At 49.0% G+C, this 23,553-nt stretch carries 25 protein-coding genes; 12 read left to right on the top strand and 13 right to left on the bottom strand.

The features are described from left to right. Position 1 precedes the first annotated feature (1 nt). From LCH85_03365 to LCH85_03405, 9 genes are all read right to left on the bottom strand, one after another. Positions 2-1,231, bottom strand: coding sequence for a bifunctional 3,4-dihydroxy-2-butanone-4-phosphate synthase/GTP cyclohydrolase II (locus LCH85_03365; protein MCA0351013.1), 1,230 nt, complete (start codon positions 1,229-1,231; stop codon positions 2-4). Between the two features lie 31 nt (positions 1,232-1,262). Next, on the bottom strand, positions 1,263-2,009 hold the full coding sequence (locus LCH85_03370) for a class I SAM-dependent methyltransferase (GenBank protein MCA0351014.1): 747 nt from the start codon (positions 2,007-2,009) through the stop codon (positions 1,263-1,265). Between the two features lie 30 nt (positions 2,010-2,039). Further along, positions 2,040-2,651 (bottom strand): riboflavin synthase, encoded by a 612-nt coding sequence (locus LCH85_03375; GenBank protein MCA0351015.1) that lies wholly within the window; start codon positions 2,649-2,651, stop codon positions 2,040-2,042. A gap of 147 nt (positions 2,652-2,798) precedes the next feature. Continuing rightward, entirely contained in the window at positions 2,799-4,808 is a 2,010-nt protein-coding gene (locus tag LCH85_03380) for a DEAD/DEAH box helicase (protein ID MCA0351016.1), read from the bottom strand. Between the two features lie 17 nt (positions 4,809-4,825). Beyond that, positions 4,826-7,006, bottom strand: coding sequence for a hypothetical protein (locus LCH85_03385; GenBank protein ID MCA0351017.1), 2,181 nt, complete (start codon positions 7,004-7,006; stop codon positions 4,826-4,828). A gap of 88 nt (positions 7,007-7,094) precedes the next feature. Beyond that, positions 7,095-7,748 carry a hypothetical protein gene (locus tag LCH85_03390; protein MCA0351018.1) on the bottom strand — a complete coding sequence of 218 codons (654 nt, stop codon included), beginning with the start codon at positions 7,746-7,748 and terminating at the stop codon, positions 7,095-7,097. Positions 7,749-7,762: 14 nt separating this feature from the next. Further along, the gene (locus LCH85_03395) at positions 7,763-8,917 is read right to left on the bottom strand and encodes a WXG100 family type VII secretion target (protein ID MCA0351019.1); all 1,155 of its coding nucleotides are present in this window, start codon (positions 8,915-8,917) and stop codon (positions 7,763-7,765) included. 105 nt (positions 8,918-9,022) lie between these two features. Then, complete coding sequence (locus tag LCH85_03400) at positions 9,023-10,285, bottom strand: hypothetical protein (protein MCA0351020.1); 1,263 nt, start codon at positions 10,283-10,285, stop codon at positions 9,023-9,025. 69 nt (positions 10,286-10,354) lie between these two features. Beyond that, complete coding sequence (locus LCH85_03405) at positions 10,355-10,738, bottom strand: cupin domain-containing protein (protein ID MCA0351021.1); 384 nt, start codon at positions 10,736-10,738, stop codon at positions 10,355-10,357. Positions 10,739-10,796: 58 nt separating this feature from the next. Between LCH85_03405 and LCH85_03410 the strand changes: the two genes are divergently transcribed. Then, positions 10,797-11,465, top strand: a complete 669-nt coding sequence (locus tag LCH85_03410) for a Crp/Fnr family transcriptional regulator (protein ID MCA0351022.1) — start codon at positions 10,797-10,799, stop codon at positions 11,463-11,465. On the opposite strand, the gene LCH85_03415 is transcribed toward LCH85_03410, so the two are convergent. Next, positions 11,425-11,679, bottom strand: coding sequence for a 4Fe-4S binding protein (locus LCH85_03415; protein ID MCA0351023.1), 255 nt, complete (start codon positions 11,677-11,679; stop codon positions 11,425-11,427). The genes LCH85_03410 and LCH85_03415 overlap by 41 nt on opposite strands. A 66-nt stretch (positions 11,680-11,745) precedes the next feature. Next, positions 11,746-13,137 carry a multicopper oxidase domain-containing protein gene (locus LCH85_03420; protein ID MCA0351024.1) on the bottom strand — a complete coding sequence of 464 codons (1,392 nt, stop codon included), beginning with the start codon at positions 13,135-13,137 and terminating at the stop codon, positions 11,746-11,748. A gap of 245 nt (positions 13,138-13,382) precedes the next feature. Here LCH85_03420 and LCH85_03425 point away from each other — a divergent pair, with 245 nt between their 5' ends. From LCH85_03425 to nadA, 6 genes are all read left to right on the top strand, one after another. Beyond that, the gene (locus tag LCH85_03425) at positions 13,383-13,598 is read left to right on the top strand and encodes a DUF542 domain-containing protein (protein MCA0351025.1); all 216 of its coding nucleotides are present in this window, start codon (positions 13,383-13,385) and stop codon (positions 13,596-13,598) included. A gap of 18 nt (positions 13,599-13,616) precedes the next feature. Further along, the gene (locus tag LCH85_03430; protein ID MCA0351026.1) at positions 13,617-14,054 is read left to right on the top strand and encodes a hypothetical protein; all 438 of its coding nucleotides are present in this window, start codon (positions 13,617-13,619) and stop codon (positions 14,052-14,054) included. 11 nt (positions 14,055-14,065) lie between these two features. After that, positions 14,066-14,497, top strand: a complete 432-nt coding sequence (locus tag LCH85_03435; GenBank protein MCA0351027.1) for a hypothetical protein — start codon at positions 14,066-14,068, stop codon at positions 14,495-14,497. A gap of 37 nt (positions 14,498-14,534) precedes the next feature. After that, positions 14,535-14,942 (top strand): hypothetical protein, encoded by a 408-nt coding sequence (locus LCH85_03440; protein MCA0351028.1) that lies wholly within the window; start codon positions 14,535-14,537, stop codon positions 14,940-14,942. Positions 14,943-15,024: 82 nt separating this feature from the next. Further along, entirely contained in the window at positions 15,025-15,942 is a 918-nt protein-coding gene (locus LCH85_03445) for a Crp/Fnr family transcriptional regulator (protein MCA0351029.1), read from the top strand. Positions 15,943-16,223: 281 nt separating this feature from the next. Further along, on the top strand, positions 16,224-17,351 hold the full coding sequence (gene nadA / locus LCH85_03450; protein ID MCA0351030.1) for a quinolinate synthase NadA: 1,128 nt from the start codon (positions 16,224-16,226) through the stop codon (positions 17,349-17,351). A gap of 53 nt (positions 17,352-17,404) precedes the next feature. Here nadA and LCH85_03455 read toward each other — a convergent pair whose 3' ends face one another. Next, on the bottom strand, positions 17,405-17,803 hold the full coding sequence (locus LCH85_03455) for a hypothetical protein (GenBank protein MCA0351031.1): 399 nt from the start codon (positions 17,801-17,803) through the stop codon (positions 17,405-17,407). 145 nt (positions 17,804-17,948) lie between these two features. Between LCH85_03455 and LCH85_03460 the strand changes: the two genes are divergently transcribed. The 5 genes from LCH85_03460 to LCH85_03480 all read left to right on the top strand — a co-directional run bounded on the left by LCH85_03460 (position 17,949) and on the right by LCH85_03480 (position 22,045). Beyond that, positions 17,949-18,755 carry a helix-turn-helix transcriptional regulator gene (locus LCH85_03460; protein MCA0351032.1) on the top strand — a complete coding sequence of 269 codons (807 nt, stop codon included), beginning with the start codon at positions 17,949-17,951 and terminating at the stop codon, positions 18,753-18,755. An 11-nt stretch (positions 18,756-18,766) separates the two neighbouring features. Then, positions 18,767-19,324: a dual specificity protein phosphatase family protein gene (locus tag LCH85_03465; protein MCA0351033.1), complete on the top strand. Its 558-nt coding sequence runs from the start codon at positions 18,767-18,769 to the stop codon at positions 19,322-19,324. Between the two features lie 173 nt (positions 19,325-19,497). Continuing rightward, on the top strand, positions 19,498-20,508 hold the full coding sequence (locus tag LCH85_03470) for a DUF2157 domain-containing protein (GenBank protein ID MCA0351034.1): 1,011 nt from the start codon (positions 19,498-19,500) through the stop codon (positions 20,506-20,508). Then, positions 20,505-21,566 (top strand): DUF4401 domain-containing protein, encoded by a 1,062-nt coding sequence (locus LCH85_03475; GenBank protein MCA0351035.1) that lies wholly within the window; start codon positions 20,505-20,507, stop codon positions 21,564-21,566. The genes LCH85_03470 and LCH85_03475 overlap by 4 nt, the downstream gene beginning before the upstream one ends. Then, positions 21,563-22,045 (top strand): GDYXXLXY domain-containing protein, encoded by a 483-nt coding sequence (locus LCH85_03480; protein MCA0351036.1) that lies wholly within the window; start codon positions 21,563-21,565, stop codon positions 22,043-22,045. The genes LCH85_03475 and LCH85_03480 overlap by 4 nt, the downstream gene beginning before the upstream one ends. Before the next feature lie 86 nt (positions 22,046-22,131). Here the strand turns inward: LCH85_03480 and LCH85_03485 are convergent, their stop codons facing one another. After that, positions 22,132-23,400, bottom strand: coding sequence for an MFS transporter (locus LCH85_03485; GenBank protein ID MCA0351037.1), 1,269 nt, complete (start codon positions 23,398-23,400; stop codon positions 22,132-22,134). Between the last annotated feature and the right edge of the window lie 153 nt (positions 23,401-23,553).

Here is a 23,553-nt window from a genome sequence, read left to right on the forward strand (position 1 = left end):
TCTATTCGGCCTGGTTCAAATTCGACAACGTATGGCCCATGCGTTCGCGCTTGGTGCGCAGATAGGCTTGGTTTTCAGTGTTGGGGTCAGTTTCCAAGGGCAATTGTTCAACCACATGCAAACCATAGCCTTCAAAGCCAATGATCTTTTTGGGATTATTGGTGAGTAGGCGTAAATCGCGCAGACCCAAATCGGCCAGCATTTGTGCTCCCAAGCCGTAATCGCGTAAATCAGCAGGAAAACCTAAGCGCTCGTTGGCTTCAACCGTATCCAAGCCTTGATCTTGCAGCATATAGGCGCGAATTTTGTTGGTCAAGCCAATTCCACGGCCTTCTTGGCGCAAATACAGCAACACGCCACGGCCTTCCTGGGCAATTCGTTGCATGGCTTTTTCAAGCTGTGGGCCGCAATCGCAACGCAATGAGCCAAAGGCATCGCCAGTTAAACATTCGGAGTGCACCCGCACCAACACTGGCTCGTCAGTTGAAATATCGCCCATAATCAAGGCCACTGCTTCCTTGGCTTGCAGATCAGGCGTATTGATTTTGCTCTCATATGAGACGATTTGAAATTCGCCATAGGCGGTTGGCAAACGCGCTTCGGCAGTGCGCGTAACTAGAAATTCACGCTCACGACGAAAGCGAATCAATTGCTCAACGCTGATAATTTTGAGATCATGCTTTTCGGCGAAAATCTCAAGGTCAGGCATGCGAGCCATCGTGCCATCGTCGTTCATAATTTCGCAAATCACGCCAGCTGGATACAAACCCGCCAACCGTGACATATCGACCGAGGCCTCGGTTTGACCAACCCGCCGCAATACGCCACCCTCGGCAGCACGTAAAGGAAACACATGGCCAGGCCGCGAAATATCGCTGGGTTTGGAGTTTGGATTGATCACGGTTTGGATGGTATGCGCTCGATCATAGGCTGAAATTCCGGTGGTTACGCCTTGAGCGGCCTCGATCGACACCGTGAAATTGGTGCCAAACTTGGAGTTATTCGAGGTCACCATCATTGGAATTTCCAACTCGTCGAGACGCTGACCAGTAATGGCCAAACAGATCAGCCCACGGCCTTCTTTAGCCATAAAATTAATTGCCTGTGGCGTAACAAACTGGGCAGCACACGCGAGATCACCCTCGTTTTCGCGATCTTCATCGTCTACGATGATCACCATTTTTCCGGCTGCATAATCTTGCAGTGCTTCTTCGATGCTTGCCAACGGCATAGCTTCCACTCCTTTGTGACAATGAGAACGCTCATTGTTTGGTACACACCCACAACCACCGATGACTGATCGGGGTCGGTTCAGTCAGCACGAAACAATCGTACACGGCCTCTATTGTAAACCCGTTTGCCTGTAAAAGTTGCTCTAATGTGGCTTGGCTATAACCGCGTTCAGCATGTTGCTCGCTAAATCGTTCAAACAGGCTATCAGTTCGTTGGGCAAAACCTGTTAATTGCAACCACGAAATACAACGTTCTGGCTCAAATTCTGAATGCATAATGTGAACATAGCCATCTCGTTCATCAACTTCGACTGGCTGCCAAACATGCTCTAAAAAATAGGGCGTGTTAATATCGAAAATCCAGCGTCCGCCAGCTTCAAGCGCTGCCGCAACACATGCAAAAGTCGCAGCCAAATCAGCTTCTTCAAGCAAATAATTGAGGCTATCGTAAAAACAAGTAACCAGTTGAACTGGCTGGCTCACCTGCCAATCACGCATATCGGCACGCCGAAAACGAATTGAGCGTTGTTGGGTCAGATCACCACGGGCTTTGCGTTGAGCTACCTTCAGCATCTCACGCGAGGCATCGATCCCCAACACATCCCAGCCCAAATCGGCGTGTAATAACGCCAACGTTCCTGTACCGCAGGCTAAATCGATCATCGAACGGCCAGGAACGGGATGACGCTCCAGCACCCGCTGCAAATAATCAAACATCAAGACGCTAAAATGGAGTTGCCCGTCATCATAGTAACGGGCATAATCGTTGTACATCATCGAGTTATTCCAACTAATTTCGAGCGCGGTTTACTCGGCGAGCATTTTTCGGTCAAAGCGCACAATATTTTCAACATATTTGGCCAAAATATCAACTTCGATATTGACCGTATCGCCAACCTGCTGCTGGCCGATAATCGCCCAAGCCTGAGTATGGGCAATAATTGCCAAGCCAAAGCTATCATCGGTGGTGCGCGTGATCGTCAAACTCGTGCCATCAACTGCGATAAAGCCTTTTTCGACGATATAGCGCATCAAACTTGGAGCAACCCGAATCGTGATCGCCTTAGATTCGCCATCGGGTTCGATCGCGATAATTTCGCCAGTACCATCGACGTGGCCTTGCACATAATGGCCGCCCATACGCCGCCCCGCCGCCAACGCTCGCTCCAAATTGACCGAACTGCCAAGCTTGAGTTGCCCCAAATTGGTGCGGCGCAAAGTTTCAGGAGCCAAACCAACCTCAAACCAATCGGCTTCAAAGGCGGTTACGGTCAAACAAACCCCATTGACCGCAATGCTATCGCCCAATTGAGCATCACTAGTCGCCAACTTACAGCCAATCCGCAGCGTATTATCGCGCTCTAGGCCCGTATTCGCGACCAAAATTGTGCCAATTTCTTCAACAATTCCAGTAAACATTATCATTCCTTTACTGGGGATCGGTTGTTAGGGATCGGCGGCTAGGAATAATGGAGCTACTTATATCTCCGATAAGGTAGATGCTCTGCGCCTCTGCGTTAAACCTTAGGTTCCGATTCCCGATCCCCAACAACCGATCCCCAATCCCTAACCCAACACACTATCCAATAAGGCGGCATTGGTTTTTTCGGCTTCATTGAGCGTATCGTTGGCTTTGCGTAACTCTTCGCCAAGCTGCTCCATTTGAGCACGAATTTCATCAAAACTCTTGGAATGCAAAATAATATCAGTTATGCGTACTTCAAGGCTTTGTTGTTCGTGCATAAACGAAAGCATTGCATCAATTTCGCCAATCACGGTTTGGAACATATCGATTTTACCAGTCAGCACATGTAAAATATATTCTTCGATTGTACCGCGTAAAATCAAGGTATAAATTTCAACGGGCCGTTCCTGACCATAACGATGCACCCGACCGATCCGTTGCTCGATCCGCATTGGATTCCATGGCAAGTCGTAATTTACCAAGCGATGGCAAAATTGTAAGTTAAGCCCTTGACCACCGCTTTCGGTTGAAAGAAAAACTTGAGCCTTGCCATCACGGAAACGCTCAACTGCATTACGTTTTTGCATCCCGCTCAGGCCGCCGTGGAACAGCACCGATTCAACTCCGTGATCAACCAAGAAATCGCGCAGGAATTCAAGTGTTGCCACAAACTCGGTATAGACGATGATTTTGCTATCATCGTTTTTGATAATTTTGAGTAATGAACGAGCTTTGGATGGAATCTGCATCTCATCGACGATGTTGAGCAAACGTTCTAATTCGCCATTATCAGCAGCATCCATCTTGCCCAAACGCGCCGACATCGCGCCACGCAAGGTATGACCAACCGCACGAGGACTCGAAGTCATTTCCTTGAGCAAGGTCATCAGCACCAACACCAATTTTGAGACTACAACTTTGCCATCGATGCTTTGCAAAACAATATCACCTTCAACATAACGTTGATAGATATGTTTGCAGAAACGCACCATTGCATCGTGAAAATCGTGCTCATCATCGGTCAATTCAATTTCATGATGGTGGATTAAGCGTGGTGGCAACTCAGTCAAAGTATTTGAACGGCGGTTGCGAATCATCACTTCATTGAGCAAAGCGCGTAAATGTTCAACATTACGAGCATGGCGACGATCTTCCATAAACAATTTTTGAAATTGGCGTGGCCCTTTGAGATGGCCAGGCCGCGCAACCGTAATCAAATTATATAATTCGCGCAGCTCGTTTTGAACAGGCGTTGCTGAGAGCAACAAACAATGCTTACGGTTTAAATTGAAAACAAATTTATAACGCCCAGTGCGGTGATTTTTGAGCATATGACATTCATCGATCACCAACATATCCCAAGTACGATCGGTTAGGGCTTTACGATAGGCTCCTTTCGCCCGATCGATCGATCCAACCACCAAAGGATATTGGGCAATATCACTATCATCGCCTAAACGATGAAAATTCATGCCAAATTTATCGTGCATTTCTTCGAGCCATTGCTCAGAGAGTGGGGCAGGGGTTAAAATCAAACAAGTGCGAATCATTTCGCGCAAGTGATATTCTTTGATGATCAAGCCTGCTTCGATCGTCTTACCCAAGCCAACTTCATCGGCCAAAATCGCATTGCCATGCATTTCGCCCAAAACCCGCCGTACAGCCCGCAATTGATATTCTTTTGCATCAATCGCTGCATATTCGAGCGAAAGTAGATGGTCAAAGCCACCTTTGAGGGTATAGTGCTCGGCCTGTTCGCGCACCGACCAACGATCAGCTGGAGTAACGTGGCCACTGAGCAAGCGAGCACGTTCGCCATCGGTTGGTGGGCGAAAACGCAATTCGCCCAAAATTGGCGGCAAGGCCTGCAAGCGTGGCGGCGCAGCTACCGGAATTTGCGGGCGGGTAGTTCGCGTATTGGGCGTTAATGCCGATTCAAAATCAGCTCGAATCAAATGCTCATCTAACTCAAAGCCTAAATGCAAGAGATCAGCTTCAACTTCAGGCTGGTCAATCTCAGGCAATGCTTGGACAAGCTGCTCAAGCTCAAAGGTTGGCTCAGGCAGGCTGGCCAGAATCTCAAGATAACGCTGGCGACGTAATTCATCCATTGGTAAAAACCTATTTTCTACTGATTCGGCTTCGGGTCGTGAGCAGCTTCGCTTAGGCGTAAACGCGCCAATGGCAACAATAAGCTGGCATGGCTGCGTGGGTCGAGTTCGGCGGCGCGGCGCAAAAAGGCCACTGCCTCAGTTGGCCGACCTTGATCCAAGGCGTTGGCTCCATAACTCAAATAAAGTTCAACCAACTGCGGATCGCTGGCCAGTTGGACATAAATCGCCTCAGCTGGCCCATCGCCGGCATTGGTTGGCAATTCAGCTAATTCAGCTTGTTCGGCCTCGATTTCCTCGGCGCTCATCCGGGCAGTTCGTGGAGCCGAACGGCGTTGGGCCTTAATTTCTTCTTGGGCTTGACGCGCCACATCGGCGGCAACACTAACCGCACTGACCACTCGCCGCTTAGAGCGGGTATAGCTAAAATTGACAATTGGCAAATCACTCAATGGGCCGTTATCCATTTCCCATTCGTTGATCAATTGCTCGGCGCGTTCAGCAATTTGGTCGAAGCATTCGCGGGTTAATGGGGTATGGTTGAAACCGCCAACCCGTGCTACATACAACAAACCACGACCATCAACCACCCCCCCCGTATTCCAAAGCAATTCTAACAGGCGCGTCGCTTGGTCAGGGTTCATTGGCGTGCGATTGAAGGCAGCGGTTGCCCGTTCGACATCGCCAAAATCGCTATACAGTGGCATGAGCAAATCCAACCCAGCCCGCATCAACGATTCATCGGTTGTTTGGTCGAAAATCGTTTCGAGCATGCCCACGATGTTATGTTTAAGCAAGCGTGGATCGCGTTCGTCAAACCAAGAATCGGTTTGTTCTTGGGCTTTTTGAGGTGATAAGCGGGCAAATGATGCCTCTAGGCCTTTGAAACGCACCGCCCAAAAAACATCCAAGGGCTTAACATCCTCACCTGCCAGCCAATCCAAATACCACCAGCGTTGTTCAGGCGTAAGGGTTTTGTAGGAAGCAACGGCATAGGTTGGTGGGGTTGGAGCATTCCAGGGTTCTGGTGAGCTTGGTTGCTTAATCGACAGCGTGCGAATCAGCACAGCATCGGGCGAGGTGTTTTGGCGGCCACTCCAGTAGGAAAAAACATCCCACTCGTTTTTGACGATTTTGACCCCAGGCACTTTTTGAATTCGCGTCAATTTTTGCTCTAGGATGGCCTCTTCTTCCTCGGTCATCACATATTCAGCCGAGCCAGAGAGGTCGAATTGCACCACACCGCCATCGCCCTTGAGAATGCCATCGAGCAATTCAAGGCCATCGAGCGGGGTGCTACCTTTTTTGTTCGAGCGCACTTGCTCCTGAGCGGCAGCGGCTAAACCACGAATAAAACTCGCTGCATCAGAGCGATCGAATAAAAATACGCCTTGGGAAAGCTCTAACGCGCGAGCAACCCACATCACCAAGGTATCGCTGTAGTTCAAGGCTACGGGCATGGTTGGGGTTTGCTCGACCATGGTGCGAATGACGGTAGTTTGATGGCGTTCGCCCCAGCGTTCAGCAATATCGCGCATGGCTTGCTCGATCGCGGCGCGTTTGCCACCTAAGCCACGGCCAAGCTTGAAATTACAGCGTGAGGCAATATCAAACAACAATGGGCCACTAGCTTCAATCGAGGCTAAGGCAAAACAACGAATCAACACATCAGCAGGAATTGCATTTGAGGGAGTGTAGAGCGTGAGCCATTCGCCCAATAATTCAGGTTGCGAAGCGGCATAGGCCAAGGTTAGCACATTGCCAATTGAGCTTTGGGCCACCGCATCATTGGTGCTCGAATCGTACAACTGACGCATAGCGCTAATTGCTTCATCGCGGCGGGTGGTGGTTAATTCAGCACACAAGGCATAGAGCCGCATAATTCGAAAGAGCTGAATCGCTCCGCTCTCATCGCCAGCCAACCAAGCAATATAATTCCAACGTTGTTCGGGGGTTAATGAGGCATAGGTTGGCGAATAGGTAAAATAGCCGCCCCACGTCACCCGTCCACCAGTCGGACGCATCACCGGAAAACGCACCAAATCGAGCATAATCCGCGTATCCAACATAAAACGCCCAGGCTGTTGATTAATGTGCACTCCAACCAACGAACGGATACTCTCAGCCATCCGCTCAAATGTAGCCCGATCTTCAGCAGAAAGTGTACGTTGTGGAATCGCGCGAGTAGTGCGTGCCATCGTGGATTATGTCACCTCAAAGTTAAACATCAGCGCATATTGTAGCATATTTCTGCCCACTCGTCAGGCTTAACAGATTGGGTTGAGCTTATTCGGCTTGCAAGCCAAGCGCAACCATAGGATAGGCGGCGTTGGGTAGCCACAAAACCCGCACGCGATAGCCTTGATATTCAATCACTTGACCAAGTGTTGCAGTTTGTTTTAATTCTGGCACGCTGCTGCTAACCCAAAAACTCAATTCAACTTGGGCATTGGCAGGGTCATAATCACCAATTGTAATTGTCAGATAACCATCGCCAACGCTACTATTGGCAGGCGCAATCAATAATTGTTCTTGACCAAGGGCTTCAATTGGCAAAATAGGCGCTTGTTCAGCGGTTAAACGAATGGCCACTTGAATTGAATTTTGCTCGATTGACAACAATTGCACTTGATAATTTGCGACCGTAATCGTCTGATCAAGCATTAATTTGGTGTGATAATTAAAAATCGCTGGCTTGGTTAAAAAGCGAATGCGCACACCAATTGGTTGCTGCGGCTGATCAGCAGCATATAAAATTTGCAAAACACCAAGATTCAAGCCTTCGATATGCAAATCTGTGCCTTCGCGCAAGGTCACCACGGTTGCTTGATCAATCGCTAACATTGAAGTTTCCTGTTCTGGGTCGGCCAACGGATCTTGCTTGGCCTGACAACCCATCAATAACACGATAATCCAGCCCAATAAGCAGCAAAAACGCATGCAACCCCCGCCAATTAATCAATTGGATTGGTTATAACAACATTAAACACCTGCTCAAGATCAGCATAATCGACGGTGACTGGTGGTTCATCCCACGACCATGGATTGCGCAAGGTCACCCGATTGCGCTGTTGATCGATATGGCTCACATAGTAGGCATGCTTCGGTTGCAGTTGTTTATTGATAAACGCTGGTTGATTAACACTTGGATCGCTTGGATTAGGCGTGCCAAAGATAATCGCCTGCTGATTATTATGCATCGTGGCTAGTTGATGAATGCTGTAGGTTTGAGGCTCGTTAATCACGCTACGTTGACCAGTAATCGCCTCTAGCACATCGGCAGGGTTGCCACCTTTGTTGAGCGTGCTATACATATCAATTGGATTGCTGCTTTGACTCAAAAATTGGGCGTAGGCTTTTTCCATAATCGCTGGCCATAATTCGCGTTTGCCATCCAATACTTCTTGATTTTCGTGGATGTAGGGCTGCGTGCCATCAGCCAGCACTGGAAATTCAGCAGTCACGGTGATTTTCACCGGATCAAAGCCATTATCAAACCAATTATTTAAACGATTAAAGCGCGTATCAGCTTCACGCTGATAAAACGTGACGGTATAGGTGCCATCGCCATTATCTTCAATCGCATTGCGAATCACATCGGGGTTATTTTGGGCCACCGCCGCCAGCGAAGCCACCACAAAACAATTACCAATCTGGCCTTGATCAGCATCGCTGGGGTGGATACCTTGGCGCATATCAGCCCCGCCAGCTAAATATAATTCACCCTCAACTGGGCGCATTTCGCTAATTTCGAGATAGGCTTCTTTATATTTGCCTACCTGATCAGTTGTTTGATTGAGCACCACTTCGGCTCGAAACAAGCTAGCGGCTTCGCGTTCAGCTTCGTGCAACACGCCGCTCAATTCAAGGCTGATTTGCTTGGCGGTGCTCAAAACAAGCGTTAAGCGTTGCAACGCGGGCAGTAGTTCGGTTTGATATTCGTTAGCAAAAGCCGTTGCCGCAGCGCCTTGCCAGGCCCCAGCAATTAACGGCTCAGCAACCTGTTGAATTTGCAGGCGAATCGTTTGGACTTGCTCGGTTTGGCGCTGAAATCGCTGGGCAACCTGCTTGATCAGGTCATAATCAATTTGGACAATCGGGGCTGGCATCGCAACATCCTTCTAGTTGGGGCAATGCACAGAACTCTTGCACGACCCTCAATTCAACACAGCCCCACTATACGCTACAACGCCAGCCCAAGAATTAAAGCTGAGTTAAGATTTATGCGCCAAACGCCGCAAGGGCACAGGCTGATAGATCGTCGCTAGCATGCTCAAACTAAACAGCAATGCCGCCAAGCCATGGATACTAGCCCCAAACACCAGCAACCAGCGTGCCCAAGCCAAACCAGCGACTAATCCGGCCCAACCGAGATCAATCATTGCTACCGCGCTAATCGCCAAAAACACCTGCCAATTAGCAATATTGGCCAAGCCCAACGGTCGCCCCATAAAGCGTGGAATCATAAAATAGGCCATTCCATAAATGAGAATCGTCGCAAAGCCCGCTAGATTCGATTCAACATGGATTGGGCGTAACTGTGCACCCAAAGCCCGATCAAAGGCAAAACTAATACCCAAACCAATCCCTACTGCCAAATAAAATACTGCTGCACGAATCGACCACATGGTCAAGGGGCCGATGCGGCGTGGTTGCACAATACTCAATTGGCTTGGTTGCTTGGCAGGCGGAGTAGCTAAGGCCGGAATTAACAGCCAAACACAACACGCTAAGGCCGCTAAAATGAAACTGGCCCCAAGCGCAAAGAGGCCAGGCAGATCAAAGCCCAAGCCAAACACAATGCTCAGCAAACCAAGATGATGCAAGCTCAAGCCCACTTTTAGCCAACGCGGATCACGGGTTGCTTGGCCCGACCAACGCGGCAAGACATGGCAGGCCACACCAATAATCATCAACATCATCCAACTAAGGGTCAATAAATGCTCAGCGCTCAACAGCCAACGGGCATGGATCAAGCCAAATTCGCGGGCTAGAATTAAGCTCAGCGCTAGGGGCAAGCTAGCTCCAGAGGTTTTCGTGGCGAGGGTCGAGAGTTTATCAACCTGTTGTTGCAAGGGTGATGATGGCATGCTTGGGCGCAATTTTGGGCTGCGCAACAGTTGCATAATATTCCACATAAATAAACAACTGCCTAGCCACTCCAAACCCAAGCCTAAGCGATAACTGAGTTGGCTATACCAAACCAAGCCACTGCTGGCCAGCACGACACCCAAACTCCAAACCAACCAATGCAACTCCAACCACGTCGGTTTGGGGAAATTGCGGCCACTAAATACCGGAGTTGTGTGGTAATTCACCGCAAAAATACTACAACTGATCCAGCCATACAGCAGCAGATGCACCCAAGCATCCCAGCGCTGTGGGCCAGCCGCCGTCAAAGCCATATGCACAATCGTCGCCAGCAACAAGGCTACCAAGCCACTCAGCCAAAATAATTTACTATGCCGCGCCATCATTATCACTCCATCAACTAGCAATTCTTAGGCTAGTGTACGGAGATTGATCGATCTGCACAGCGATATTTCTCACATGGCATTATGCTTGGTGATTGTGGGAAACAGGCCAGCCCGCCGTTGATGGCAACTAAAATAGATCAATTCGTCGCTGGTAGCTTGGATTGAACGGGCTGCACCACGCGGCACACAGACGATCGAGCCAACGCCAATTGGCTGTTGCACCAAATCGATCTCCAAAATAGCCGTGCCTTCGAGCACAATCAACAGCACATCAACTTCGTGATTTTGGTGATTGGGAATGCCATCGCCAAAACGAAAACGCAGCAAATTGAGGTTAAGTTGATCGGTGGTGTAGCTCCACAACGGGCCATCAAGCTCGCTTTGGTCGCGCAGTTGAGCCAAATCCAAGGGCGGAAAGGTACCAACAATCAATTGGGAAAGTAATGCATGCATTGGGCAAATTCCTTGTACTATGGTGGCAGTCCAGTTCTAGTGCAACGAGGATACGCTGATGGATCGAAATGTTTTATTTGCCCATGTCAGTTTCACTCGCGATCTATCGCCAACGATTATTGCTGCGCTGAGCAGCCATGCTAATGAACAAACCGTCGAGCGTGGCCAGATTATCACGCTGGAGGGCGACCCCGCCGTAGCAATGTATCTGGTGTATAGCGGGCGGATTAAGGTTGTACGTCATTCAATCGAGGGCCGCGAGCATATTTTACACGTAGTTGAGGCCTACGATCATTTTAATACAGTCCCGATGTTTCGTGAAGCCCGCTGCCCAGCCACCAGCGAAGCCTTAGTTACCAGCCAATTATTGGCAATTCCGCGTGAACATATCCGCCAAGTCGCCCAGCAACACCCTGAATTAGCCTTGGCAATGTTGGGCGAATTCGCCAACCGTTTGCATAATTTGGTTGGCTTAGTTGAAAATTTGGCCTTACATACGGTCAACGGGCGTTTGGCGCGTTTATTGTTGCAACAAGCTGCATTAGCCGAACAAAACCCTAATCTCGCGCCCTTGACCCAAGCTGAAATGGCTGCGCATATTGGCTCAGTGCGTGAGATGGTCGGGCGTGCCTTGAAGGCCTTTGATGCGCAAGGCTTAATTCGGCTTGAGCGCGGCATGATCGAAATTATCGATCCCCAAGGTTTAGCTGCCCAAGCTGAGCTTTAGTTAATGGCTGGCTGCTTGGGGCAAAGCGAATCGCGAACGAGCGGCTAATCGCTTCGGTTGGGCAGGCTATTTCGCAGCGATCGCAAAAGGTACAGGCTTCGGGCTTGACTAAGACCGCATGCTGTTGCTCAATTGCCACTGCGGCTGTTGGGCAAACATGTTCACAGGCACCACAGGCAATACAACGTTGCAAATTAATCACAGGTAATACCATCACCAACTCCGATCGGTAGCAGGCAGTCAGAGCATAAACTCTAGCTGCCTGCATATTCAAGCTCAACTAGTTTTTGGGGTCGCCATCGCCTGCTTGGAATAACCCCAAAGCTCCGCGCCCGACAAAGTTGAAAGCGTGGGTCACAATGGGATATAAGCCATCTTCAGCAGTCGCAAATTCGACAATTGCGCCTTGGGCTGGAGCCAAATCGACAGCTTGTGAACCATAGCCATTGGCAGTTTCAGGCCGTAATTGTACGCCTTCTTTGATCACAGTGTTGAAAATGGTACCAACCACGTGGAACGAGCTATCGATGCTTGGCCCAGCATTCAGCACAAATACCCGCACACTTGCGCCAGTTTTGACTTCCAATGGATGATCTTTATATTGGTTGGCAACGCCGTTGAAGACCACATATTCTGGGGCTGGAGCGGCTGAAGCAGCTTTTTCGAGGCTGACTAAATCGCCTTGAGGGCCGAGATACCATTCGCTTTGCACCAAGGCAAATTCATGATCAACTGCTGGCAAGCCTTCCTTAGGTTCAACAATCACCATCCCATACATCCCATTGGCAATGTGATGCAGCGCGGGAGTTGTACCACAGTGATACATCCAAACCCCAGCATAATTGGCTTTCCATTCGTACATCTTATCTTCACCAACATTGATCGAGGTCATTTCGTCGTTCCAAGCAACCTCGCTGGAGTGAAAATCGATTGAGTGTGGCACTTTGTTGGAGCTAGGGTTGCTAAGGTGAATCCGCACAGTATCGCCGACCTTCACCCGAATGACCGGACCTGGCACTGTGCCGCCAAATGTCCAAACATGCTGGACATAGCCTGGAGCCACAGTCATTGGTTTTTCTTCAACCACTAATTCAACATCATGCACCGTACCTTCCAAGGCAGTTGGCGCTTTAGCATCGTGCAACATATATTCAGGAGCCGACTCATCGGCGGCAATATCGCTCTCTGGCGCAGGCCCGCTATGGTCATCCATCATGGTTGGGGTAACTGCGGCTGCATCAGCCGAGGCAACTTGAATTGAGCCTTTCATGCCCGCAGCTTCGTGGCCAGGTACAGCACAAATAAATTTCATGCCCTCAGCCGGAATTGTGACCTCGCCAGTCACTGTTTCGTTGGCTTTAGCACTAATAACGGTGCCATCAGGAAAGGTAATATCGTGAGGAATCACCCCATCATTGACTAATTTAATTGTATATACGCCAGCACTTGGCACTGTGAGATTCTGTGGTTTGAAGCCCATATCAAACGAATGAATTTCCAACACTTCTTGGCTGGTTGGTTGGCTAGCTTGTTGACTCACAACTTGGCTTTCGGGCTTAGCCGAAGCGGTTGGGGCAAGGCTACTCGTTCGTGTAGCTTGATCGCTACATGCGGCAATACTTGCTAACAATAGACTAAAAATCACTACCATAGTGAATGATCGGCGGTTCATTGCGATGCTCCTTGCTTGAAAGCGAACCATCAATCGATGCTGGGGATCGCCAGTGATCGATATGCAATTTGGATGTTGGCCAGCCGTTGTAATTACATAGCGCTAGCTTAGAACCTTACAATTGGTTTGGCTGCGACTTTTCTCGCATGCTGCCTAGATAGCTGCTTGTGAGAAAAGTCGCTGCTCAACAGTTCTGTCACGGGTATGCTAGACCTAGCTTAATTGTTGCAAGGAGCATTAAATTTATGTCAACTACAACTGTAACCCCACAGGTTATCGCCGAAAGCACTCTCGCCGCATTAGCCGAAGCCCACCCCGACGTTATGGCTGTTTTACGTCAACATGGCTTTGATTTGTGTTGCGGTGGCGGATTAAGCCTGAGCCAAGCCGCCCAAGCCCATCAAGTTGAGCTAGCGCCGATCGTCGCCGATTTAACCGCCATTTTGGGCAAAACAGCCTAATTTCGAGGAGCCAGGATCATGCCAACACTTGCTCGTTACTATATTCGCACGGCATTTGTTTGGCTGGTGCTGGCGTTTGGTTTAGGCAGCGCCATGCTCACTAGCCAACTGTGGGGCTTCAAAACCAATCCGTTAGCAGCTTTGCAAATTGTGTTTTATCACGCATTGATGGTTGGTTGGGTTACTCAGTTGATTGTGGGCGTGGCGATTTGGCTGTTTCCAGTGCATACCCGTGAGCAGCCACGTGGCAACGAACGAATTGCTTGGGCTGCGTATATCACCTTTAATCTTGGGCTTGGGCTGCGTAGCGTGGTTGAGCCAATGCTGCAATGGCAACCAAGCCCAATCGTCAGCTGGGCGGTGGTCGTTGCGGCAATCTTGCAAGTCGGCGCATTATGGCTAATTTTGCTGATGCTTTGGCCACGGGTCAAGGGCAAAGCGGTCAAAGCCAAATAGGCGAGGGAAGTATGCCGAAATTTAGTCAAATCAGCATTCGAGCTGCCCTGCTCTATTTGGTGATTGGCGGCAGCGTTGGTGGCATCTTATTGGTAAGCAAGGCATTTGGGGTTTGGCCATGGATTTGGTATTGGCGCACCGCCCACATTCATGCCATGCTAGTGGGCTGGCTACTGAATTTAATTTTTGGCGTAGCCTTTTGGATTTTGCCACGGCTTGATGCCAATGGCTGGCGTGGTTCGCCGTGGCTGGTTTGGTCGGCCAGCGGTTTGCTGCATATCGCGCTAGCAGTGCTGGTTTGGGCCAGCATTTGGCCATGGTCAGCAGCAATTTTTATTGCGAGCGGCCTTGAATGTGCAGCGGCAATTGCCATGGCTTGGCATTGCTGGCCCCGTTTACAACCATTAATAATTGAGCCAATTCTGCACCAAAAGCTTAAATAATATGCTATGATGCCACTAGTTTTGGTGGAACAAGCTCATGGCACATGCAGGCCAACAATTGGGACAAACCATCCGTCGCAGCAAACTCAGCCGTTGGGGCTGGTTTTGCTGTTGCTACTTTATTCTGCAACTAGCGCTGATTTGTCCAATCGCCTGTATCATCCATGAATTAAGTTTCAGCAATGCCGCCCATGTTCAAGCCAACCCTAGCGCAGCCATGTTTGTCTGTCGACTCGAAACGCCCTCGGACAGCAGCCCCACTTCAGATCACATGCTGAGCACTGCGCTGCATCGCCATCAACTGGTGGCCTTGTTTGCAATGGTGCTGATTAGCCTGAATTTATTGCTCCAAGTCAAACCACAAACCCAGCGCATCTATCAGCAACGGCTGCATTTAGCCTCGTTTGATTTGCTACCCAAGCTACCCCCGCCACGTTCTGCCTAATCATTCAATTCATGATGTCAAACTTCGAGAAGCTCAACCGTGGTTGAGTCGTTGTGGCATGATTTTGAAAGGAAGCAGCAGTATGTCAGCCTCATTTATTTTGTTAATTAATCACACCAGCACCGCCAGCATTCAAACCAACCTGTTGATGGAACAGGGCTATATCCCAATGCTCTTGCCGTTGAATCAATTGGCTCAATTGCCAGCCCTACCGCACCAAACCATCGTTGTCGCTTGTTTCAACAACCAAGCTGAGCTTGAACAACTGACCACCACCCTACCAACCTGGAATATGCCGTGGATCGGCTGGAATTTGAGCGGCCAGATCGAGCTTTCGATTGCGGCCTACAAAGCTAGCGCCGATATTGTGTTGACTGATAGTTGCACCGAGCAATTGTTGCTGAATGTGCTGAGCCAGCGCAGCAACTATATCGCAGGCCAGAGCGACCCCATTGTCAAACAGCGCCAACGCCATTATCAACGGGGCACATTAATCAGCCTGCCAGCCGAGCATATCTTATTAATTAATGAAGGCGTGGTGGGGTTAGCCACGTTGCATAGCGATGGTTCGCAGGTGCTGGTCAGCTTATGCGGCCCACAACAGTTGGTGTATAGCACCGAGCAACAATCGAGTGTCCAGCTATATGCCCATAGCGATGTCGTTGGTCAAGTCTATGCTTGGGCGCAGGTTGCCGAGCATCCATCATTATTACAACGCCTGCGCAGCCGATTAAGCCAAATGGAGCGTTGGGCTTCGATGCAAGCCAATGGCTATAGCGATCAGCGCATTTTAGGGTTGTTGGGATTATTAGCCGAGCAATTTGGCAAGCCAACCGAACAAGGCACATTAATTGATATTCGCTTAACCCATGAACAACTTGCCTCGGCAATTGGAGTCAATCGCACCACCACCACCCGCCTACTGCGCGATCTGCGCAATCGCGGCTTGGTCTACACCGCTGGCCATGGTGCTCAAGAGCGTTTTTGTTTGCCAGGTTAAAATGGGGGATCGGTTGTTGGGGGTCGGGGAGTTTGCTTTTAACCACGAAGGACACAAAGAGCACGAAGGGCTAAGGATAAAAGTTAAACTAGCCTGATTCTAAATCCTGATCCCCAACAACCGATCCCCGATCCCCACTTAATCAAAATTGTCATCTTGACACTACTGATCATTGTGTTAGAATGACATTATTAGGGGCGTTTGATACGTTCCGCTCTTTTTCTCACGATTTATAGTGTCAAAATGACACTTACTAAATGTTTACCCAATGGAGAGTCATCATGACCGTCATCGCAGCCGAAGCAATTGGCGTGGCACATGAACGTGCCGAGGACTATGCAGGGCTTTCAATCGAGGAATTGGATCAACGGATTGCTACGGCTAAGGCCAAATTGGGCGAGCGTTTGGTGATTCTGGGCCACCACTATCAACGTGATGATGTGGTCAAGCATGCCGATTTAAGTGGCGATTCCTATGGGCTTTCGGTTGATGCGCGCAAAACTGCCGCCGAATATATCGTCTTTTGTGGCGTTCACTTCATGGCCGAAAGCGCCGATATTCTCGGTCGCGACGACCAAACCGTGATTCTGCCCGACCATACCGCTGGTTGCTCGATGGCCGATATGGCCGATATCGAACAGCTTGAAGAAGTTTGGGATGAGCTTAACGAGATTTTGGGCGATGCCGAGGCCCAGGTCATGCCAATTACTTACGTCAACTCATCGGCAGCCGTCAAGGCTTTTGTCGGCGAACATGGAGGAGCTTGCTGTACCTCATCCAATGCTGAGCCAATTGTGCGCTGGGCCAAAAATCTCCGCCCCAAAATGCTGTTCCTGCCTGATCAGCACCTTGGCCGCTATACCGCGTTTGCGAAACTTGGCATTCCGCTCGATAAAATGTTGGTTTGGAATCCTAATTTGCGCTATGGCGGGCATACACCAGAGGCCATTCGTGAAGCTGAAGTGTTGCTATGGGCTGGTCACTGCTCGGTACACGCTCAATTCCGCCCAGCCTACATCAAAGCTTGGCGCGAAAAACACCCCGAAATTAATGTGATTGTGCACCCTGAATGCACCTTGGGCGTGACCAACGAGGCTGATTATGTTGGCTCAACTGCCTACATCATCAAAACGATCAACGAGGCTCCAGCAGGCAGCATGTGGGCAGTTGGCACCGAAATCAACTTGGTCAATCGTTTACAAACCAATAATCCTGATAAAACGATTGTCTCTGTCTCGCCATTTGCCTGTCTTTGTTCAACGATGTATCGGATCGATCCTGAGGAATTATGTTGGGTCTTGGAGAATTTGGTTGAGGGCAATGTCGTCAATCAAATTGCTGTGCCAACTGCCATCAAGCAAAAAGCCCGTTTGGCGCTCGAACGCATGCTAGAGATTGCTGGTAATTAAGCGCATAGGCAGGATGGCCTCGACAGCAGTGCCATCCTGCCTCTTGATTAGGTTTAGGCATTTACCAATTTGCGCCGCAAAGCAATAATTTCAGTTTCGGTAATCAGCAGCACCAAAATCGCTTGCGAGATGAGAAAACCATAGCCCCAAACTGTTGGATCAAAGCTAGGCCCAACAATTAGCCAAACACTTTGGGCCAGCCACAAGGCATTGACTGCCACCACAAACCAAGCCGCCCCGCGCTTGATCGTTGGCCGAAACGAGAGCCACACCAACCAGCTCACCCATGGAATCAAGCCCAAGCCGACATACCACAAAAAGCTACTTGGCAAACCAAAAAATGCCGCCAGCGGTTGATTCAAGCCCAGCAAGCCAGCCATCAAAACTCCAGCGCTCATTCCATCAAAACGAATTGCATAGCGTAATAATTGAGGGTGTTGTAACCAACGCATACGATTGCTCCTTTGTTGTAATTATCGTCAAACCCCAACAGCGTCAGGTTGAAGAACCTAGATGCAGCATAGGCGCTGATGGTTGGCAGCACAATTACCTCTGAGGTAATCGTGGCAACTACCCAAATTATGCTAAGATGCAGCTATGAAACAAGCAGCAATTGGTTCACTGATTCGTACTTGGCGGCAGCGTCGCCACTTGAGCCAGCTTGATCTGGCCAGCGATGCCAATATTTCAACCAAACACTTGAGTTTCTTGGAGACTGGACGTTCATTGCCTAGCCGCGATATGCTGTTGCATTTGGCTGAGCATTTAGAAGTACCGCTGCGTGAGCAAAATGTGTTGTTGGTGGCGGCCGGGTTTGCACCGTTGTTCAGCGAGCGTTCGCTTGATGATGGCGATTTAGATCCTGCTCGCGAGGCAATTCAGCATGTGTTGCACGGCCACGAGCCATATCCAGCGATTGCGATTAATCGCCATTGGCAGATGATAATGGCCAATAATTGTATTGATTATTTTCTGGCAGGCGTAGCCACAGATTTATTAACTCCACCAGTTAATGTCTTGCGCTTGAGCCTGCATCCTGAGGGCTTAGCACCACAGATTGTCAATTTAGCGGCTTGGAAAGCGCATTTATTGGCCCGTTTGCGCCACCAAATCGAGCTAACCGCCGATACGTATTTGGATGAGCTGTATCATGAATTGGCGGCCTATCCCACGAATCAAACTCATACTACGCCGATTCCGCCCTATCATGAAAGCATGGATATTGCCTTGCCCTTCACGTTGCGCACCGCCCATGGCATGCTCAGCTTTTTTAGCACAACCATGGTGTTTGGCACACCAATTGACGTGACAGTTTCAGAATTGGCGATTGAGGCATTTTTTCCAGCCAATGCCGCCACCGCCGAACATTTACGCCAGTTACATGCAGCCAAAACTAGTCGATAAGCGAGTTACGTATGACCAACAATAGTTTATGGCAACAAATGAATCAGCCAACAATGCTTGCTACACCGATTTCGGCTTCGTATTGGGTGCTTCCAGGGCGTTTGCTGGCGGGCGAACATCCCATGCTGTTGGAAAAAGAGCCGTTACATGAGCGTTTACAGCACTTTAGCCAGGCCAAAATCACTGTTTTTATTGATCTGACTGAGCAAGCCGAAACCCAAGAATTGGGCGATTACAGCGCGGCGCTGCACCAAATTCAAGCAAGCCCAGCGCTCGTTCGCTATCATTTTCCAATCCCCGATATGAACATTCCATCAGTTTCCCAGATGCAAGCGATTCTGGCGCAAATAATTAATGCGCTTGATCAGCAACAAAATGTGTATGTCCATTGTTGGGGCGGGCTAGGCCGAACAGGCACAGTCATCGGCTGCTTGCTCGTCGAACAAGGCTGGGAATATACCCAAGCAATAGAACAAATGACGCGATTACGCCAAAACACCCGCGACTACCGCTACCCCTCACCAAGCAACGATCTACAACGCCAGTTTGTGGCAGATTGGCAGAAATAGCATCCGCTGCGTTGTGAAGCCTCTTTAATTGCTTGTCCCTCTCTCTGTTCCAAAACACCCAATTAAATTAGCGCCAGAATCACCCAGTAGGTGTACCTTTGGTTACATTCCATGGGAGCAGCTTAGATTTACAATAGCAGTAGATCAACTGAGTGATAGAAAGAAAGGCTTGTATGATCGAACTTCCAGATCCACTTGATCAAGCCCCAACCCGCGACCTGCTGCATCATTACGTCGATGAGGGAATTTTTAATCGGGCAATGATGAAACGCGCCTTACAACTAAGCGGGTTTACGCCAACGGCCCAAGCTTGGGTACGCTTTTTCAACCTGATCTTGCTGGTGCTGGGTGCTGGCTTGGCGGTTTGTGGGGTCTATTTCTTCTTTGCTTTCAATTGGGCCAGCATGCATCGCTTCGCCAAACTGGGCTTAGTTGAAGGCGCATTGCTCAGCTCAATCGTGGCAGCCTTGTGGTATGGCTTGGAACGAATTCAAGGCAAAATTTTATTAACCGTCGGCGCTTGTTTAGTTGGCGCACTGATGGCGCTATTTGGCCAAATTTACCAAACTGGTGCTGATGCCTATACCCTCTTTTTGAATTGGGCCTTGGTGATCACCGGCTTGGCAATTGCTGGCAATTTTGCGCCGTTGTGGCTGCTGTGGTGGGGGCTTTGGAACCTTACGATTGTGCTTTATTACGATCAAATTGGCAATTCGCGTCAAGCTAACGATTTATTCGCCTTGTTGATTTTCAATGGGCTCAGTTTTGCGCTGGTTGAGGGTTTGCGCCAACGTAAACTAGCTTGGCTCCAAACTAATTGGCTACATCGGGTGCTTGGGTTAGCTTTGTTATGGGTACTGGTGCTGATCAGCTTTAATTTTGGTGATCGATTTTTCAGCTATGGGTCGAACGAGCTTAATCCTGCACGGGTTATCCTCTATCTCCTAGCAATTGTGGTGTTAGCTGGTATGACAATCTACCATCATTTTGTCAGGTTTGATGGGCTACTAGCCTTAGCCAGCCTTGGCGCAATCTGGTTTTTCGTCGATCGTTGGCTCTTCGAATGGCTTTCGTATGATTCTGGCGCAACATTCCTGCTCGCTGGCATGATCATTTTGGGTCAAACGGTTGGCTCAATTCTCTGGGTGCGCCAACGTCAACAACTGCTAGGAGGCCATGCATGAACACTACACGCTATAGCCTACGCCAATTGTTCGCTGATCTTGAGCTTGAGCCACCAACATTTGTGCTTTCAGCCCAACCACCCAGCGAAGACCCATGGTATATGCGAATTTTTGCTGGGATTGGAGCATGGTTCGCGGCATTCATGTTTCTTACTTTTTTGGGCATTACCAGCATTATTACCAATGAATTTGGGGCATTGGTTGTTGGATTGGGATTGTGTGCCGCTGCATTTGGGATTAATCGCCGCAGTCAAACATCAACCTTTTTACGTCAACTCGCCCTAGCAATCAGCATCACTGGTCAACTGCTAGCAATCAGCGGCTGGGCAGAAATTGTTGACTCATTGATAGTTGCAGCGCTTGGGGTGATTGTCTTAGAAATAGGCCTATTTGTTGGCCATCGTGATTTCACTCAACGCTTAATCTCAACCTTGGCAGTAATTACATCCATCCATGTCATTGCAGGGGATCTGAGCAATTGGGTCGAAAGTTTCAATTATATATATCTCCTGTTGAGCATTATGATCATTAGCTTTTCACTCCTGATGTGGTTTGAAGCAAAAATTCATGAAGATCAGCGTTGGTCAAGTGCTTCGCCAATAGCCTATGGCATGCTGCTGTTTATGGGCATCTCCAGTCTGCTAATCAACTTCAATTGGGCTGAATTTTTCTCACACGGCAGTTTCTTTATTTTGCCAGCACTGGTCGCGATTATCTGCTTGGGCACAACTATTTGGATGATTATTAATGAATTTGAGTATAAATTGGGGCTAATTCAACTGGGCTGTATCGGGCTTGGCTTATTATTTATCACCTTCGTTGGGATCAATACGCCAGCGATCATTATTGCCCTGTTGATTATTTTGCTCAGCTATTGGCGCGGCTATCCGGTAATGTTTGGGTTTGGCTGTTTGGCATTAATCGGCGCATTGAGTTTGTATTACTACAATCTTAATATTTCATTGCTCTACAAATCAATCATCTTGTTTGCCACTGGAATGACATTGCTGACAATTCGGGCATTGGTGCTGAAATTGAATCAAAAGGAAGCTTTATGAGTATTCGTTATGGCTTAATTATCCTCAGTTTGGTGGCTTGTTTGGGCTTGGTTAATTTCAGTGTGGTGCAACGCGAAGAAGTAATCAATACGGGGCGGGTGGTCTACCTCGAATTAGCCCCAGTTGATCCACGCTCGTTGCTGCAAGGCGATTATATGCAGTTGAATTACGATACGTTCCCATTTTCCTATGATCAAGCATTTTCAAGCAAAGGTGTGTTGGTGCTCACGGTTGATCAGCAGAATATTGGCACATTTTCGCATTTTGAATATGGTGAGCAAGCTTTGGCTGCCAACCAACAACGGCTCAAATATCGTTCGCGAGGTTATGACGTGCAGCTGGCAGCAGATACATTCTTCTTCCAAGAGGGCACTGGCGAGCGTTTTGCTGAGGCTCGTTATGCTGAACTGCATATCAACGAGGCAGGCGAGATGGCCTTGGTCGGCTTGCGCGATAAAGATTTGAATTTGATTAAGTAGCCAAATAATTAAACAACCCCCTCTCCCACACAATGCAAGAGAGGGGGTTGCGCCAACAAAGCATCCAACCTATTTCAACGTTATATTTAGGCTTGGCTTAGTGTGGCCTCAACCATCGTTGGCTCAGTCGCTTGATTTTGGCTTTCCATTGTCATAACCGAGCGCAGACCAAAACCCAACACGCCCATTGCAATCGTCACCACACCACCAAGAATGTACCAAACTCGCAGGCCAAAACTATCGGCAATTGGGCCAGCCAATAACAGGCCCAGTGGAGCCATGGCCGTGGCAAAGCTGGCAACCAACGAGAACACGCGGCCTTGCAATTCGGGCGCAATTACACCTTGAATCATCGCGCCAAACGAGCCATTGACGATTGGCAAACTCAAGCCAACCAAACCGTTCATAGCAATCGCCGCCCAAATCAATGAACTAGGCATGATTCCCATCAACAAGGTAAAACTACCAAGCAACACCAAGCCAAACAAGGCTGTAACAATCCGCCGCTTGAAGCCACCCCAAATGCTCAATAAAATCCCGCCGAGAATAATCCCAATTGAGAGCGCTGCTTCCATCCAGCCCAATTCGCTGGCTCCGCCACCAAAAATTTTGGTCACGAGCAAAGGCAACAACGAGCCAATCGGAGTCATCACCAAATTGATCATGCTCACCATAATTAAGCTAATCAATAAGCCACGCCAGCCAATCACATAGATAAAGCCTTCGCGCATATCTTGCCAAAAGGTAACTTTGCGGTCGGCATCACGTTGCGGCTGGGGAATACGCACAAAGAGCAAAGGTAAAATTGCCAACAAGGCTGTAACTACATCAATTGATAAAACGACTTGCAAGGGAAATTTGGCAATCAGCCATGCGCCCAATGGTGCCGCAACAATATTCATACCGCCATTCAAGGCTTGATTGAGGCCTTGAACCCGGGCCAAATGGGTTTTGGGCACAAGTAATACGGTTGAAGCACCCATAGCTGTGGCATGGAATCGCTCACAAATCGAACGTAATAATAATGCTGCGTAAATATGCCACACTGCATCAGCTCCGCGCCAAAAGAGCAAAGCCAAGCCAATCGTCACCAACATCGAACAGGCATCAGCAACCAACATAATCACTTGGCGATTCATGCGATCAACCCAAGTGCCAATAAACGGCGAAAGCAGCACCGCTGGCAACATCGCCATTAATGTGGCAAAAGCCAAGGTTGTGGCCGAACCAGTGCGTAGAGTTAAATTCCAAATAATCGCAAATTGAACTAATTGGCTTCCAACTAATGAAAAAACTTGGCCCAGCCAAATACTCAGAAACCGACCCAACCAAGCCGTTGAAGATGGATTTTGCATTGCTAGCTCCTCTGGTTGAAACTAGCCAAACTATAGCTGGCTCAGCCTACAATCGGCAGCCTGCAAAAGATGTATCTTGGATGTGTAGCTGTTGGGAGCTGAATTTAGGCTGAACCAATCGGCTCTACACCTTTTGGCGCGGCATCCACCAAC

This window comes from Chloroflexota bacterium (assembly GCA_020161265.1).
GTDB lineage: Bacteria > Chloroflexota > Chloroflexia > Chloroflexales > Herpetosiphonaceae > Herpetosiphon.